This window comes from Gulosibacter sp. (assembly GCF_052090685.1).
In the GTDB taxonomy this organism is placed as follows: domain Bacteria; phylum Actinomycetota; class Actinomycetes; order Actinomycetales; family Microbacteriaceae; genus Gulosibacter.
This window is the reverse complement of the sequence record NZ_JBQDBE010000021.1, coordinates 17,759-33,942: the sequence shown is the minus strand read 5'-3', so window position 1 is coordinate 33,942 and position 16,184 is coordinate 17,759. Positions and strand designations below refer to the sequence as shown.

14 protein-coding genes and 1 riboswitch are annotated in these 16,184 nt (G+C 63.1%); of the genes, 8 read left to right on the top strand and 6 right to left on the bottom strand.

Annotated elements, in window-relative coordinates:
* Positions 1-285 precede the first annotated feature (285 nt).
* A complete protein-coding gene (locus ACTHXA_RS12655; protein WP_441672912.1) occupies positions 286-1,200 on the bottom strand; it encodes a LuxR C-terminal-related transcriptional regulator in 915 nt (304 codons plus the stop codon).
* Between the two features lie 219 nt (positions 1,201-1,419).
* On the opposite strand from ACTHXA_RS12655, the gene ACTHXA_RS12650 reads away from it, so the two are divergent.
* Genes ACTHXA_RS12650 through ACTHXA_RS12640 form a run of 3 tightly spaced genes read left to right on the top strand, consistent with a single transcriptional unit; the run spans position 1,420 to position 5,546 of the window.
* Entirely contained in the window at positions 1,420-3,432 is a 2,013-nt protein-coding gene (locus tag ACTHXA_RS12650; RefSeq protein ID WP_441672910.1) for an AMP-binding protein, read from the top strand.
* Between the two features lie 60 nt (positions 3,433-3,492).
* A complete protein-coding gene (locus ACTHXA_RS12645; protein WP_441672908.1) occupies positions 3,493-3,924 on the top strand; it encodes a DUF485 domain-containing protein in 432 nt (143 codons plus the stop codon).
* Positions 3,921-5,546, top strand: a complete 1,626-nt coding sequence (locus ACTHXA_RS12640) for a solute symporter family protein (protein WP_441672906.1) — start codon at positions 3,921-3,923, stop codon at positions 5,544-5,546. The genes ACTHXA_RS12645 and ACTHXA_RS12640 overlap by 4 nt, the downstream gene beginning before the upstream one ends.
* Before the next feature lie 181 nt (positions 5,547-5,727).
* Here ACTHXA_RS12640 and ACTHXA_RS12635 read toward each other — a convergent pair whose 3' ends face one another.
* Together ACTHXA_RS12635 and ACTHXA_RS12630 are read right to left on the bottom strand one after the other, a co-directional pair.
* Positions 5,728-6,423, bottom strand: a complete 696-nt coding sequence (locus tag ACTHXA_RS12635) for a response regulator (protein ID WP_441672904.1) — start codon at positions 6,421-6,423, stop codon at positions 5,728-5,730.
* Positions 6,420-7,688 (bottom strand): ATP-binding protein, encoded by a 1,269-nt coding sequence (locus tag ACTHXA_RS12630; protein WP_441672902.1) that lies wholly within the window; start codon positions 7,686-7,688, stop codon positions 6,420-6,422. Before ACTHXA_RS12630 ends, ACTHXA_RS12635 begins: the two co-directional genes overlap by 4 nt.
* 225 nt (positions 7,689-7,913) lie before the next feature.
* Here ACTHXA_RS12630 and ACTHXA_RS12625 point away from each other — a divergent pair, with 225 nt between their 5' ends.
* Positions 7,914-9,314, top strand: a complete 1,401-nt coding sequence (locus ACTHXA_RS12625; protein ID WP_441672900.1) for a cation:dicarboxylate symporter family transporter — start codon at positions 7,914-7,916, stop codon at positions 9,312-9,314.
* Here the strand turns inward: ACTHXA_RS12625 and ACTHXA_RS12620 are convergent.
* A complete protein-coding gene (locus ACTHXA_RS12620; RefSeq protein WP_441672898.1) occupies positions 9,311-11,833 on the bottom strand; it encodes a DEAD/DEAH box helicase in 2,523 nt (840 codons plus the stop codon). The two genes, ACTHXA_RS12625 and ACTHXA_RS12620, sit on opposite strands and share 4 nt — an antisense overlap.
* 110 nt (positions 11,834-11,943) lie before the next feature.
* Positions 11,944-12,092, top strand: a riboswitch (FMN riboswitch).
* A 105-nt stretch (positions 12,093-12,197) separates the two neighbouring features.
* Here ACTHXA_RS12620 and ribD point away from each other — a divergent pair.
* From ribD to ribH, 4 genes are read left to right on the top strand one after another with little or no spacing between them, the layout of a single operon-like run.
* Positions 12,198-13,277, top strand: coding sequence for a bifunctional diaminohydroxyphosphoribosylaminopyrimidine deaminase/5-amino-6-(5-phosphoribosylamino)uracil reductase RibD (gene ribD, locus ACTHXA_RS12615; protein ID WP_441672896.1), 1,080 nt, complete (start codon positions 12,198-12,200; stop codon positions 13,275-13,277).
* 28 nt (positions 13,278-13,305) lie between these two features.
* Positions 13,306-13,977, top strand: coding sequence for a riboflavin synthase (locus ACTHXA_RS12610; protein WP_441672894.1), 672 nt, complete (start codon positions 13,306-13,308; stop codon positions 13,975-13,977).
* Positions 13,974-14,630: a 3,4-dihydroxy-2-butanone-4-phosphate synthase gene (gene ribB, locus ACTHXA_RS12605; protein ID WP_441672892.1), complete on the top strand. Its 657-nt coding sequence runs from the start codon at positions 13,974-13,976 to the stop codon at positions 14,628-14,630. Before ACTHXA_RS12610 ends, ribB begins: the two co-directional genes overlap by 4 nt.
* A 20-nt stretch (positions 14,631-14,650) precedes the next feature.
* A complete protein-coding gene (gene ribH, locus ACTHXA_RS12600) occupies positions 14,651-15,124 on the top strand; it encodes a 6,7-dimethyl-8-ribityllumazine synthase (protein ID WP_441672890.1) in 474 nt (157 codons plus the stop codon).
* Between the two features lie 19 nt (positions 15,125-15,143).
* Here ribH and ACTHXA_RS12595 read toward each other — a convergent pair whose 3' ends face one another.
* Together ACTHXA_RS12595 and ACTHXA_RS12590 are read right to left on the bottom strand one after the other, a co-directional pair.
* Complete coding sequence (locus tag ACTHXA_RS12595) at positions 15,144-15,635, bottom strand: GyrI-like domain-containing protein (protein WP_441672888.1); 492 nt, start codon at positions 15,633-15,635, stop codon at positions 15,144-15,146.
* Between the two features lie 19 nt (positions 15,636-15,654).
* Positions 15,655-16,152, bottom strand: a complete 498-nt coding sequence (locus ACTHXA_RS12590) for a GyrI-like domain-containing protein (protein ID WP_441672886.1) — start codon at positions 16,150-16,152, stop codon at positions 15,655-15,657.
* Between the last annotated feature and the right edge of the window lie 32 nt (positions 16,153-16,184).

Sequence of the window (16,184 nt, the reverse complement as noted above, 5' to 3'; positions counted from 1 at the left end):
TCGGGACTGTGAGTTCTGTTGCCGATAGCCCTGATGCCGAGCCTGTCCCGGTATCCAGTTCTCGCCGCCCCGCTAAAGCTTATGTATACATTAGCGTTATGTATACATTAGCGCCAGTATTTGGAATTGCAATCGACAACTAACCCTCCCTGTGCATACAGCAAGCTCTCAGGGAGGGTTGAATGGTCGATTCCGGAGCTTCGCCGGTCAGACGCTGGCTTCCAGACGCTGCGCTACCAGACGCAGAGCTACCAGACGGTCGGCTTCGAGATGCGCACCCGCACGCTACGGAATCAGACCAAGTCGGCGCGCTTCCGTCGCGGCGCCGAGCCGCGTGCGCTGCCCGAGCTTTCGCATCGCGGCAGCCAGATAGCTCTTGATCGTCGATTCCGCGAGCGCGAGTTCCTGCGCGATCTCACCATTATTCAGACCGATCGCAACGTAGCCGAGCACATCCACCTCGCGCGGGGACAGCAGCACCTCGGCTTCCTGCCGGGTGGGATGCCCGGTCGGGTCCACCTGCGAAATCGCCGCCAACCGCGCTTCCACCTGGCGCATCCGCTCGATCAGCGCGGGATCGCTCAGCGAGGCGGTAATCGCGCGCAAGTCGGCGTAGCTGGCACGAAGTTCCTCGAGTTTTTCTGCGGGCAGCGCCTGCGCGTCGGCCATGGGTTCGGCAGCTCGCACGGCAGCGCTTCGCTGGGAAGGCATGGCCCGTCGCAGCTCAATCCGCAGTCGCTCGCGTTCGGCCTCGTCTCGTACTCGAAGCTGTTCCTGCAGCCAGGCTGCCGCCCGGACCACCGCATCCACCGAGTGATTCCCGGCGCTAATGCCCTCGCGTTCGGCGCCGTAGAGCATGCCGCGCACATTGCCTTCCACCATCACCGGCACCGCCAGCAGTGCCGTGACCCCTTCGGCGAGCACCTCGTGGTCGTAGTCATGCGTGATGTGGCGGGCGGTGCGGTAATCACTCGCGAGCCGCGGTCGCATTTCGCTGAGAGCCTGGCCGCCCAAACCCCGCCGTTGCACGACGTGCAGCCCCGCTAGGGAACCGGTTTCATTTCCGCGCAGCGAAGACACCCGAAGGCCATCCCCACTCGTAAGTCCGCCAAACACCAGCGGAAACGTGCCGGTGTGGCCAAGTTCGGTGAGCGCGGCTTCGAGGAGTTCGTATTCGGATCGCGGCTTGCTGCGTGCCATGGGGTACTTGCTCCAGCGGTATGAATCGAGTCGGAACTTCCGGTACCGAGGCGATACCAACTTTCGGGGGTACCTCGTCGCTGAGGAGATTCGTAGCGTGAACCCTAGCACCTGGCACAGCGACGTGCATGACGTGTTGTCCCCTACCCGCAGCGCATCGAACCGATGCACTGCGGAAACTGAACCCAACCCCGCAAAGTTGCGAGCGAGGAGAAGCAAATGAGCATTCAGTCTCTGTCACCGATTTCCGTATCCCCGAACCTTGGCACCGCCAATGTGCCGGTCCGAACGGATGCCTATGCCGAGATTTGGCAGGAGAGCATCAACGACCCCGAAAAATTCTGGCTTGACTCGGCCGAGCTGATCGATTGGGACCGCAAACCCACCCGCGCGATCGACCGACACTCCGAAACCGAGTGGGAGTGGTTTCCCGACGGCGAGCTGAACACCTGCTTCAACGCAGTGGATCGGCACGTGCTCGCCGGCCACGGCGACCGCACCGCGGTGATCTACGACTCGGCGATGACCGGCACCCAGTCGAAGATCTCCTATGCCGAATTGCAGGACCATGTGGCCCGCTTCGCCGGGGTGCTGCGCGCATCCGGCGTGGACAAGGGCGACCGCGTGCTTATCTACCTGCCGATGATTCCCGAGGCGATCATCTCGATGCTCGCCTGTGCGCGCATCGGTGCAATCCACTCGGTGGTCTTCGGTGGCTTCGCGGCGAACGAACTCGTGGTGCGCATCAACGACGCCTCCCCAAAGGTGATCGTCACGACCTCCGGTGGCCTCGAGCCCAAGCGCGTGGTCGAGTACCTGCCGATCGTGGACAAGGCGCTGAAGGCTTCGAATGGCTCGGTGCGCACCGTGATCGTCGCCGATCGCGAGCTCATCCCGGGCTCGGCCGCCGACTACCAGGGTGGGGACGTCGAATACCTCGACTGGCAGGAGGCCGAGGCAAAGGCCCAGCCGGTTGCGCCGGTCCCGGTCGAGGCCACGCATCCCGCGTACATTCTCTACACCTCCGGCACCACCGGAAACCCCAAGGGTGTCGTGCGCGACACCGGCGGTCACGCCGTCGCGCTGACCCGCTCGATGAGCCAGATCTACGGCATCAAGCCCGGGGATGTGTTCTGGTCGGCTTCGGATGTGGGTTGGGTCGTGGGCCACAGCTATATCGTCTTCGCGCCGCTGCTCGCCGGGGCCACCACGGTGATCTACGAGGGCAAGCCGGTCGGAACTCCGGATGCAGGAGCCTTCTTCCGAGTCGTCGAACAGTACGGCGTGAAGGTGCTGTTCACCGCGCCGACCGCGCTGCGCTCGATTCGCCGAGAGGACCCGGAACTCGAAGGCGCCGGCCGCTACGACATCAGCTCCTTGGAAGCGCTTTTCCTCGCGGGCGAACGCCTCGACACCGAGACCTACCACTGGGCCAATGACGGGTTGCACTGCCCCGTGATCGACCACTGGTGGCAAACCGAAACCGGCTGGGCGATCACCGCCAATCCGCGCGGAATCGAACTGCTCGAAACCAAGCCCGGCTCCTCCACCGTCCCCTGCCCGGGAGTCGACCTGCGCATCCTGGATGACCAGGGCCACGAGATCACCGAGCCGGGTATCGAAGGAAATATCGCGCTGAAGCTGCCGCTGCCGCCGGGATACCTCAAGACCGTGTGGGGCGCCCCGGAGCGGTTCTTCTCCTCGTATCTCAAGGAATTCCCCGGCTACTACGCGACCGGTGACTCCGGCTTCGTGGACGAGGATGGCTATGTGTTCGTCATGGGCCGCACCGATGACGTCATCAACGTCGCGGGCCACCGCATCTCGGCGGGCGCGATCGAAGAGGCCCTCGCGCACCACGACGCGGTCGCCGAGGCGGCGGTGGTCGGCGTGCGCGACACCCTCAAGGGTCACCGCGGCTACGGCGTCGTCACGCTGAAGCACGGATTCGAGGGCGATCTGGATGCGCTCCAGAAGGCACTCATCGCACATGTCCGCGAGAGCATCGGGCCGGTTGCGGCCTTCCGCGACGTAGCTATCGTCTCGCGGCTACCAAAGACCCGCTCCGGCAAAGTGCTGCGCAAGACCATCCGACAGATCCTCGACGGCGAGGAAGTCAAGGTTCCGGCGACCATCGAAGATCGCTCGACGCTGGACGAAATCCTCGCGCTCGGCACCGCCGACCCGGATGTCGCCCACACCGGCGCCGTCAAGACCCAAATCGCAGGCTAACTCCCCCGAGCATCACGCTCACCCCACATCATCCGTCCCACCATGCGGCAAGGAGGCCTCATGCACGACGCAAATCCGGCGACCCAAAGCGGCGCCACCAGCAATTCCCCACACACCGTCGACTACCTCAAGTTCGAGCAGGAACCCCAGTTCCAGCAGCTGCGGAAGCGCCAGCGCTCATTCGTATTCCCGATGGCCGCGTTCTTCCTGGCCTGGTATTTCGCCTTTGTACTCCTCGCGGCCTACGCGCCGGAATTCATGGCAACCCCGGTGCTCGGCACCATCAACCTGGGATTGCTACTGGGGCTGGCACAATTCGTAACCACCTTCGCGATCACCATGTGGTACGTCCGCTTCGCCAACGCCAAGCTCGACCCGGAGGCCGAAGCGCTCCGGGAAAAGCTGGCCGCGATCGAGGCCGGCGCCATCGACACCGCACAATCCACCGCGCAATCCACCACGCCTGAGACCGAGGGAGCAGACCGCGCATGAACCTCGAACAACTAATCACGCCGCTCGCTGCCGCGGTCGACACGATCGAAAACAACCCATTGCTCAATATCTCCATCTTCATCGCGTTCGTCGCCATCACGCTGTTCATCGTGATTCGCGTGAGCCGCAAGAACCAGTCGGCGGCGGACTACTACGCGGGTGGTCGTTCCTTCTCCGGCACCCAGAACGGCTTCGCGATCTCGGGCGACTATCTCTCGGCCGCATCCTTCCTCGGCGTGACCGGCGCGATCGCGATCAACGGTTACGACGGGTTCCTCTACTCCATCGGCTTCCTCGTCGCCTGGCTCGTGGCACTGCTGCTCGTTGCCGAGCTGATGCGCAACACCGGCAAGTTCACCATGGCGGATGTGCTCTCCTTCCGGCTGCAGCAGCGGCCGGTACGCATGGCCGCGGCCACCACCACCCTCGCGGTGTGCTTCTTCTATCTCCTCGCACAGATGGCCGGTGCCGGCGGGCTCGTGTCGCTGCTGCTCGGCATCGACGACAGGGTCGGCCAGAGTGTGGTCGTCGCGGTGGTCGGCGTACTGATGATCGTCTACGTGCTGATCGGCGGGATGAAGGGCACCACCTGGGTGCAGATCATCAAGGCCTGGCTGCTGGTCGGCGCCGCGCTGATCATGACCGTCTGGGTGCTCGGCCTGCACGGCTTCAACTTCTCCAGCGTTCTGGAACACGCGGTGGCTGCCTCCGAACAGGGCGCGGCGATCCTCGCTCCGGGCCTGCAATACGGTGGCAAGGAACTCGACTTCATCTCGCTCGGCCTCGCGCTCGTGCTCGGCACCGCGGGTCTGCCCCACGTGCTGATGCGCTTCTACACGGTGCCCACCGCGAAGGAAGCCCGCAAGTCCGTGGTCTGGGCGATCTGGCTGATCGGCGCGTTCTTCCTCTTCGCCCTCGTGATGGGCTACGGCGCTGCGGCGCTCGTGGGCCAGGAGAAGATCCTGGGTGCCCCTGGCGGCGTGAACTCGGCCGCACCGCTGCTCGCACTTGAACTCGGCGGCCCTTTCCTGATGGGCGTGGTCTCCGCAATCGCCTTCGCAACCATCCTCGCGGTGGTGGCGGGCCTGGCCCTCACTGCCGCCGCATCCTTCGCCCACGACATCTACGGCAGCGTCATTAAGAAAGGCAAGGCCTCGCCCGAAACCGAGGTGCGCGTCGGCAAAATCACCGTGGTGGTGCTCGGCATCGTCGCGATTGTCGGTGGCATTGGTGTGCAGGGGCAGAACATCGCGTTCCTCGTAGCCCTCGCCTTCGCCGTCGCGGCCTCCGCGAACCTGCCAACGATCATCTACTCGCTGTACTGGAAGAAATTCAACACCCGCGGTGCGGTGCTGAGCATGTACGGCGGGCTGGCTTCCTCGCTGTTGCTGATTGCGTTCTCGCCGGTGGTGTCGGGCTCGGAAACTTCGCTCCTCGGGGCGGGCGTGGACTTCGCGATCTTCCCGCTCGCGAACCCCGGCATCATCTCGATCCCGCTCGGCTTCTTCTTGGGTTGGCTCGGTTCGGTCACCTCGAAGCGGGCCGAGGATGCGAAACTCGCGGCCGAAATGGAAGTGCGTTCGCTGACCGGTCACGGCGCGGAAGCTGCGGTCGAGCACTAAGCCGAAGTTGCGTGATGGGGATCGGGCCGATACCCCAAACGCAACTTCGGGCTAATCCAGCCACCGGGAGCCCCATTGGTTTGGGGGTGGGGTCCCGGGCCCGGGCGGGCACGCGGGGGGCGCCCATTCCCCTCTTGGGGTGTTTGGGGTTGGGGCCGGATCCCCATCACGCAACTTCGGTCTAATCCTGCCAGCGGTACTCCGAAATCGGACGACCACCGGTGCCGTAGCGCGATACGCGTTCGACCCGACCAATATCCTGCAGGTACTCGAGGTAGCGCCGAGTCGTGACCCGGGACATCCCAACCAATTCGGCGGCTTCCGCGGCGGTGAGCGCGCCGCGTTCGCGGATTGCGGCGCGGACTCGTTCCAGCGAATCGGGTGAGAGACCCTTGGGCAGCTCCTGTCCCGGTCGGCCCGAACCTCCTGGTCGCAGCGCCCCAATGAGCGCATCAATATCCGACTGCGTGGGTTCTTCTTTGGCGATCGCGAGTTTTTCGCGGTACTCGCGATACTGCTCGAGCCGCTCGCGGAAGACCGCGAAGGTGAAGGGCTTGACGAGATAGTGCACCGCCCCGTGTGCGAGCACTCGACGCACCGTTTCGGCATCGCGAACACCGGTCACCGGAATGACGTCGGTGGTGAGCCGTTTGGCACGGATCTGCCGGAGCACGTCCAGCCCTGAACCGTCGGGCATGGTCATATCGAGCAGGATGAGGTCGATTCGTTCCCGCAGGTTGGGATCGAAAACCTGCGCCAGCGCGGCACGTGCGCCCGCGGCCTCGGCGACGACTTCAAAGCCTTCGAGGCGACCGATGTAGGTGCGGTGGAGTTCCCGACTCATCGGTTCGTCGTCAACAATCAGCACGCCGATCATGCATCGCCTCCCGCGGCTGGAATACGCACCGTGACTGTCATTGGCAGATCTGTGGCTATTTCCAGTTCACCACCAACGCTGTCCAAGACCTGTTTGACCAGTGTGAGGCCGACTCCTCGACCTGCACTGCTGGCCGACTTGGTCGAGAATCCCGGTTCAAACACGCGCTCGCGCAGGTCTTCCGGAATCCCGTCACCGCTGTCCATCACCACAATTTCAAGGCGCCCGCCGTCACTTGCGTGGAGTGAAACCTCAACCCAGGGAGCCTCGCTGCCGCTTACCGACGCATCCATTGCGTTGTCGAGGATATTGCCGACCACTGCGACGGAATCCACCGGTTCCAATACACTGCGAGGGGTGTCTGGCGCCACTTCAACGGACCAGTCAATACCTCGCTCTTTGGCCTGTGATGACTTTCCGATCAGTAGCGAAATAATCGCCGGGTCGAGCCGATCCTGCGCCGCCACAAAGTCGAGCAGGAGCTGGCTTTGCTGATCGGTTTGGGTGAGCAGTTCCACTGCCTCCGAGCTGCGTTCGAGTTCCAACAATCCCACTGCCGTGTGCATCCGATTGCGGTACTCGTGCGTCTGGGAACGCAAGGCATCCGAAAGCGTTCGTATCGACTCTCTTGCCGTGATGGTGCTGCGAATCTCGCTGGCCGGGAGGTCCCCCGCGAGACTCCAAATCATCCGCCGCGCGAGCATCGCGACCAGCAGGCCAAACGCGAGCAGCACCACGAAAGCAACGATGCTGACCGGCAGTTGCTTTAGGGCTTCCTCGGAAATCGTCACCAGCGTCTGTCCAGTCGCGACCCACCCGATCACTTCGCCATCGACCTGAATCGGCACAATAGTGCGCAGCGACTCACCGAGCTGGCCCATGAAGGTACCGACTGCGATGGTCGGTTCGGCAGGGATCGCGCCCGTGTATTGCTGCCCGATTTCTTCGGGAATGGGATGCGTGACCCGCACCCCGTCCGGGGTCATGATCGTAATGAAGTCGACGTCACTGTGGTCGACGATTTGCTGCGTGACCGGCTGCAGGGTTGCCGTGGGATCCTCTGTTTGCATTGCATCCTGTACCAGCTCGAGATCGGCGAGCGTCACCGAAACTGCTTCGGTCACGTCCTCTGCTTTCTCACTCGCGTGCAGCCGGCCCATCGAAACCAGCAGCACAAACAGCGCGGCGGACAGCAGGAACACCGCGATCACGATGATCAAAAAGACTCGGGACGCGGCACTTTTCCGAGTGTGGGTAGCGCGCACAGCATTCCTCTCGGTCGCGACATCGCGGTAGTGATCGTGTCCACGAACAATATGACCACAAGCCTGACTTCTTCGTCGAACTCCAGCATCGTAAATCAACGAACGCGGACCGACGGCTCGCGACGGAATGAAAAATCGGCGGCAATAGGGCCGTCAATAATCACGGAGGCAATGATGACTCTCGTCAAGAACTCAGCAAAGAATCCCGGTGATGGGAACACCGTAATGACCAGCGTTCCGACCTCGCAGCGTAAGCAGAAGCGGAAGGGCTGGGACAAGCACACCTGGCTGTATGTTTCGGTGATTATTGCCGTCCTACTTGGCGCGGTTGTCGGGTTGGTTGTGCCCGACTTTGCGGTCGCGCTCGAACCACTCGGCACGGCATTCGTCGCACTCATCAAGATGATGATCGCGCCGATTATTTTCTGCACCATCGTCGTGGGGGTCGGCTCAATTGCGCAGGCCGCGACGGTCGGCAAGATTGGTGGCCTCGCGCTCGGGTACTTCATGGTGATGTCGACTATCGCGCTCGCCATCGGACTCGTTGTCGGCAACATCATCCACCCCGGTGAAGGACTCGACATGTCCGGGTCGAGCTACGAAACCGCTGGCGAAGCGAGCTCGACAAGTGACTTCATCCTCGGCATCATCCCCACCACGTTCTTCTCACCGCTGACCGGTGACAACGTGCTGCAGGTGCTGTTTGTGGCGCTACTGACCGGGTTTGCGCTGCAGGCACTCGGCAAGCGTGGCAAGCCGATCATGCGCGCCGTTAAGTACGGCCAGATGCTCGTCTTCCGCGTGCTCAGCATGATTCTGTGGCTCGCACCGATTGGTGCGTTCGGTGCGATTGCCGCGGTGGTTGGCAAGACCGGCATCGCCGCGATCTGGAGCCTCGGGCTGCTGATGGTCGCCTTCTACATCACCTGCATTATCTTCGTGGTGGTCATCCTCGGCGCACTGCTTTATGCAGTGACTCGAGTCAATGTCTTCAGCCTGATGAAGTACCTCGGCCGCGAATACCTGCTGATTGTCGGCACGAGCTCCTCCGAGTCGGCGCTCCCCCGTCTGATCGCGAAGATGGAGCACCTCGGTGTGTCGAAGCCCGTGGTCGGAATCACCGTGCCCACCGGATACTCCTTCAATCTGGACGGCACCGCGATCTACCTCACGATGGCGTCCCTGTTCATCGCCACCGGGATGGGTCAGCCCATGTCGATTGGCGAGCAGATCGGACTGCTGGTATTCATGATTATCGCGTCGAAGGGTGCCGCCGGAGTCACCGGGGCGGGACTTGCCACCCTGGCTGCAGGTCTGCAGGCCTACCGTCCGGACCTCGTCAATGGCGTGGGTGTGATCGTCGGCATCGACCGCTTCATGTCGGAAGGTCGTGCGCTCACGAACTTCAGCGGTAACGCCATCGCCACCCTGCTCATCGGTACCTGGACCAAGCAGGTTGACCGCGAGCGCGTGAAGCAGGTACTGAGCGGCGAGCTACCCTTTGACGAGAGCATGCTCGATAGCGACCACGAGGATCCTGAGCTCGAAGAAGCGGATGCGGAAGCGGATACTGCAACCAGTCCAGCAGTTCACGACTCGAGCCGTGAGCCCGTCACCACGCGCTAGAGCCGCACCACCTCGGTAACCCGCAGCACCGCCTGGCCTTCCGCCGCCGATTCGTTCAGATCGACTTCGGCACGGATGCGCCAGGCGTTGTCGCCTTCGGGGTCGAGAAGCGTCTGTTCAGCCTGCCAAAACCCAGCTGCCTCGCGAGCCTTGTCGATCTGGCAGTACTGGGGTGAGCGCGCGGCCCCGTCGATCTGGATCTCGTCGTATTCCGCGTAGTAGTCATCGAGGATGCTCGGCCAGTCGATCGCCGGGTCAAGGGTCGTGAGGTCCTCGTCTCGTTCGAGCGACGCGAGGTGGACGCGGCGCCACAGCTCATTCCGTACGAGGACCGTGAAGGCACGTACGTTCTGCACCACGCTCTTGGGTGCGGGCGGAAGTACCGGCTCGCCCTGCGCATCCACCGGGGCGACGAGGTCGGCCCACTCGTCAACGAGACTCGAGTCGACCTGCCGGACGAGCTCACCGAGCCACTCCAGCACATCCATGAACTCATCGGTACGCGCATCGGAGGGCACGGTTTGTCGCAGCGCACGGTATGCATCCGAAAGGTAGCGCAACACCACGCCTTCCGAACGAGAAAGGTCGTAGAAGGCGACGTATTCTGCGAAGCTCAGTCCGCGTTCGAACATATCGCGCACGACCTTTTTTGGGGAAAGCTCAAAGTCGAGTACCCAGGGCTGCGAACTGGCAAACATCTCAAAGCTCTGGTCGAGCAGCTCCTCGAGCGGTTTCGGCCACGAGATCTCTTCGACACGCTCCATGCGCTCTTCGTATTCGACGCCGTCGGCCTTCATCTCGGCAATGGCTTCGCCCCGAGCCTGGTGCTCTTGGGCGCGCAACACCGGGCGAGGGTCGTCGAGCGTGGACTCGATCACGCTAACGACGTCGAGCGCATACGTGTCCGATTCCGGGTCGAGCACATCCATCATCGCGAGTGCGAAAGGTGACAGCGGTTGATTCAACGCGAAGTTCGCCTGCAGGTCGATGGTCAGTTGGATGCGACCGTCCACTTCTTCGACGATGCCGGAATCGAGGAGGGTGCGCCCGATTTCGAGTGCGCGCCGCGCCATCGCAAATTGCCGTGGGCGCGGTTCGTGATTGTCGAAGCACAGATCGCGAACGTTCTGGAAGACGTCCCCACCGCGCTCAATAATGTTGATGAGCGTCGCGGAAGTCATCTCCATGTGGCTCGTAAGCGGTTCCGGTTCCGCGGCAACGATGCGGTCGAAGGTCGCTTCGGTCCAGTTCACGAAGCCCTTGGTGGGCTGTTTTCGCGTGACTTTGCGCTGCTTCTTCGGGTCGCCCGCGGCCTTGGTCATGGCGTGCTCGTACTCGACCACGTGATCCGGCGCTTCAACCACCACGGTGCCGTGATCGTCGTAGCCGGCGCGGCCCGCTCGGCCGGCGATCTGGTGAAATTCTCGCGCGCTCAGGTGGCGCATCCGCTGGCCATCGAATTTGGACAGCGCCGTAATCAGCACCGCCCTGATCGGGACGTTAATCCCGACCCCGAGCGTGTCGGTGCCGCAGATGACTTTGAGCAGACCCCGCTGGGCGAGCTGCTCGACGAGACGCCGATATCGCGGCAGCATGCCGGCGTGGTGCACACCGATTCCCTGTCGTAACCACCGCGAGAGTGCCTTACCGAAAGTGGTCGTGAACCTGAATTCGCCGATTGCCGCGACAATTTTGTCCCGGTGTTCGCGGCTGGCTACCTTAATGCTCGAAATGGCTTGCGCTCGTTCGACCGCCGCGGCCTGCGAGAAATGCACGATATAGATCGGCGCTTCGTCATCTTCGAGAAGCTTTTCGACCGTTTCGTGAACGGGCGTGAGCACGTAGTGGAAGGTCAGCGGCACCGGTCTCGTTGCTCCGGCTACCAGCTCGGTGGCGCGATCGGTGCGCCTACTCAGATCCTTGCGCAGCGCATCCGTGTCGCCCAGTGTCGCCGACATCAGCAGGAACTGCGCGCGCGGCAGCAAGAGCAGTGGAATCTGCCACGCGGCACCGCGCTGCGGATCGCCGTAGTAGTGGAACTCGTCCATTACCACCTGGTCGACGTCGGCCTCCGCACCCTCGCGGAGCGCTTTGTTCGCAAGAATTTCGGCAGTGCAGCAAATGATCGGCGCATCCGGATTCACCGAACTATCGCCGGTCACCATGCCGACGCGTTCGGCACCAAAGATCTCGACGAGCGAGAAAAACTTCTCGCTCACCAGGGCTTTGATGGGCGCCGTGTAATAGGTGCGGCCGCCGCGGGCCAGTTCGATCGCGTGGGCCGCAATGGCCACGAGTGACTTGCCGGTTCCCGTCGGGGTGGCAAGGACCACATTCGCGCCAGACACGAGGTGGATGATCGCCTCATCCTGTGCCTCGTAGAGGTCGATGCCGCGCGATCCGGTCCACTCGAGAATCGCCTCGTAGACGTGATCCGGGGCATAGGGCGCCGAAGGATCGGCGAGCGTCGGGATGAGCTCGGGGAGGGTCGGGATGGTTTTGGGCGCGGCGTCAGACATGTCCCGTTGATCTTCCCACACCGAGTGACCGGCCAAACTTGGCGCAGAACGTAATGAAGTGACATCTACCCTTGCGCTTGGCTTCGTGACCCGGTTACAGTAACCGCAGCAACATGCTCCGGGGTCGGTGTAAATCCGAACCGGCGGTGATAGCCCGCGACCGCTACGCGTAACCGGCACTTCGGTGTCGAGAACGAGCAGCGCTGATCTGGTGGAATTCCAGAGCCGACAGTCAAAGTCTGGATGGGAGGCGCATGGGCGGCACAATTGGGTGCCGCTGTTCAGCGAACGATCACCGCATTTTTGGTGAGCGTTGGTGAGTGTTCTTTCCCCCGGTGCAGCTCAAGCACTGGGAGGACACACTGTGAAGTTAGACACGGCCACGATAGTCGCGACCACCGACACCGTCGATGGCGTCTCTGCGGCAATGCGCCGGGCAATTGAACTCGCCTATTTGGGCCCCGAGTTCGGGCCGAACCCTCGGGTTGGATGCGTGATTCTCGCTCCGGATGAGGGCGGTCCACGACGCGTGCTCGGCCAGGGCTACCACCGCGGTGCCGGTACCGCGCATGCGGAAGTCGATGCGCTGCGTGACGCCTGGGATCGCGGCGCAAGCCTCCTCGGTGCCACGGCGATTGTGACCCTCGAGCCCTGCTCACACACCGGCCGCACCGGACCCTGCACCGAGGCACTCGCCGCAGCCGGTGTGGGCGAAGTCATCTACGCCGTTGACGATCCCAACCCCGCGGCCGCCGGTGGCGCAACATACCTGCGCGACCGCGGTATTCGGGTGCGTTCGGGGCTCAGCTTTTCGGAAGCGTATGAGGTGGTGCGAATCTGGGCGACCTCGGTGCGACTCGGTCGCCCCTACGTCACGCTCAAGCTCGCCACGACCCTCGACGGCAAGATCGCGGCCGAGGATGGCACGAGCCAGTGGATCACCTCGGTGGATTCGCGAGTGCACGCGCACCGCAATCGCGCCAAAGTGGATGCGATCCTCGTCGGTACCGGCACGGTCCTCGCCGATGACCCGACGCTCACCGCCCGCGATGCGCTGGGTGCGAATCTTCCCCACCAACCGCTGCGGGTCGCGCTCGGTCGCCGGCCGGTGCCGGCGGCGGCACGCATGCGAGGCGGTGTCGATGAATTTTTGCACTTGGCCACGCACCGACCGGATGAAGCACTCCAGGCCTTGAACGAGCGAGAAATTCGGCACGTCCTCGTGGAGGGTGGGGCAGGTGTCGCCACCGCATTCCTCAAGGCTGGACTCGTCGACGAACTCCACACCTATCTCGCACCGGTACTGCTCGGTAACGGTAAGAGCGCAGTCGAGAGCCTTGACATTTCGACCCTCGCCGAGGCACGTCGCTGGCAAACCACCGAAGTCCGCCAGCTCGGCCACGACACCTTCATCCGCGCCATCGCACCAGACCAGCTGCCCTAACCCGCCCCAACAACCAGGAGCCCAATTTATGTTCACCGGACTCATTGAAGAGATCGGCACCGTCCTGAAACTCGAACAATTCTCGTCGCGTCCCGACGCGGTCATTACCGTGAAAGCGGAGACAGTCAGCCAAGATGCACGACCCGGCGATTCAATCGCCGTTTCGGGAGTGTGCCTCACTGTCGTCGAACTACTGCCGGACGGCTCATTCACCGCCGATGTGATGCCCGAAACCATCGAACGCAGCACCCTTTCGGGGTTCGTTGCCGGTACGCAAGTCAATCTCGAGCGTGCCATGCGCGCGGATGCTCGGCTCGGTGGCCACATCGTGCAGGGCCACGTGGATGCGGTCGCCACGCTTGCGCGCCGCATCCCGGGCACGCGTTGGGACGACCTCTACTTCACGGTCGATCCAGCACTCACCCGCTACATTGCCGAAAAGGGATCCATCTCCATCGACGGCACTTCGCTCACCGTGACGGAGGTGACCCGCGAGGGTTTCGGGGTGTCGATCATCCCGACGACGTCTGAAGCCACCACCATCGGTGCACTCGCTCCGGGCGACCGGGTCAATATCGAAGTTGATGTGCTCGCGAAGTATGTCGAGCGAGCGCTTTCTGCACGCGTTGACGGTCTCCTCGACGAGGCACAGGACCACTATCAGCCAAAGCATCTCAAGGCCGAGGGAGCAATCCGATGACCACCAACGAACTCTTTGCACGCGCCTTTGCCGAACTCCGCGCGGGTCGGCCGATTCTGGTCGCCGATAGCGCGAGTCGCGAAAACGAAGTGGATGCGATCCTCGCGGCAGACCGAACCACCGCCCGCTGGATCGGCTGGGTAGTGCGCCACTCCTCCGGTTTCCTGTGCGCGCCGATGCCCGCGGAGCGTGCCGACCGACTCGAGCTACCACTGATGGTTCCAAAGAACGAGGACCAGTTACGGACTGCCTATACGGTGTCGGTGGATGCGGCAGTCGGTGTCACCACGGGCATCTCGGCCGCCGACCGGGCGCTAACGCTGCGCACACTCGGTGCCCCTGACTCGTTGGCGAGCGATCTCATCCGCCCCGGTCACGTCATACCGCTGCGCGCGGTCGAAGGCGGGGTGCTCGTTCGCCCCGGTCACACGGAGGCCGCAACCGATCTCGTTCGGCTCGCCGGTGCGGGTGAAGTTGGCGCCATTGCTGAGCTCGTGCACGACGAGGGCGACGTCATGCGGCTCCCCGAAGCCGAGCGACTCACGGCCGAGGAGGGTCTCGTGCTGCTCAACATCAGCGATCTCATCGACTGGCGACGCGAACACGATCCGCTGGCGGTGCATCCGAAACAGCTGACGCTTGCCCACCACTAAATTGCAGAATGAGGAACCACATGAGTAAAGAAGGCTCCCCCACCATTCAGGTTGACGGCACCGGGCTGCGCGTCGTGATTGTCGCCGCCTCTTGGCACGAGCAGATCACCACGGCACTGCTTGATGGCGCAAAGCGAGCACTCGAAGAAGCCAAGGTGACTGATATCGAGGTCGTGCAGGTCCCCGGATCCTTCGAGCTGTCCGTCGCTGCCGCACGGATCGCCCGTTCGAAACGCGCTCCCGATGCGATTATCGCGCTCGGCGTCGTGATCCGCGGCGGCACTCCGCACTTCGACTTTGTCTGCGGTGCCGCCACGGATGGACTTAATTCCGTCGCGCTCGACACCGGCATTCCCGTCGGGTTCGGTCTCCTCACCTGTGACACGGAGCAGCAGGCGCTTGATCGTTCGGGGCTTCCCGGCTCCAGCGAAGACAAGGGCGCGGAAGCCGCGCAAGCGGCAATCTCGACCGTGCGCGCGCTCGAAGCTTGGTAGGGGTCGGCGTCACGCGCTGCTAGCCGGCTTTACGCACGAGCGTTGCGAGCCCCGTAATGAGATCCGCGGGATCCATCTCGGGGGTCGGCTCGGTGTCGTAGGCCTCCCAATACGGCATGAGCACTTCATACCCCTGTGCCGTTACGCCGCCGAGAAACTCAGCCCACGCATCCCCGAGGCCCTCGTAGCTTCCCGTGAACTTCGCCGTGGCGATGAGTCCTGCTGGCAGTTCGGAGGCCACCACGGTCACATCCCCGGACTCAAAATCCTGCGACAGTGGTTCGACGGTCGGGAACCCCGCTTCGAGATCGACTGTCTCGCTGAACGCTGAGTTATAGCGAGAGAATGCCGCCCCGGCCGGAGTGAACACTCCTGACTGGATAGCGGCACCGAGGGCTCCGAAGGAGGAATCCATAAAGGGCGCCATCGCGTCGGTGGTCAGTGCCTCGCGCCGAACAACGGCGGTGGGGCACCCTGGAAAGTCAATGAATTCGATTGCGGAAAGCGGCATGGGTGCTGTGCTCCTTGAATTATTGGGGTGTGACGAGCGCGGTGAGTTCCGTTCGCAATCGCGCGGGATCCGTTCCGGGCCCCGGCGTGACGTGATAGGTCTCCCAATATGGTTTCTGCGGCGACCGGCCGGTGCGCTCGACGTCCGCTAAGAATTCCTGCCACACATCCGAAAGTTCTGAATACGGACCGACATGAATCGCACGGGCAACCTCTCCCCCGGGCAACTCCCCCGGCACGATCGTCACGCCGTTGAATTCCATCGGCCCGTTGAGCGCGGCGAGGAGCGGAATCCCCGCTTCGATGGTCACGTCGCCTTCGAGTTCAGTGTCATAACGGCTATAGGCCGGGCCGTCCGGGGCAATGGCGGCGGCATCCACCGCTGCGCGAAGCACCGTGAACGCCGAGTCGAGGAAGCGGATCATGTCTTCCACCGGCACGCCCTCCCCTCGAACGACGGCGGTGTGCTGGGTCTTCAGGCGCACAAATTCCGGCGCGACGGATAATTGCTCTGTCATTTCGACTCCCTTGTCGATCTCACTCTCGTCTC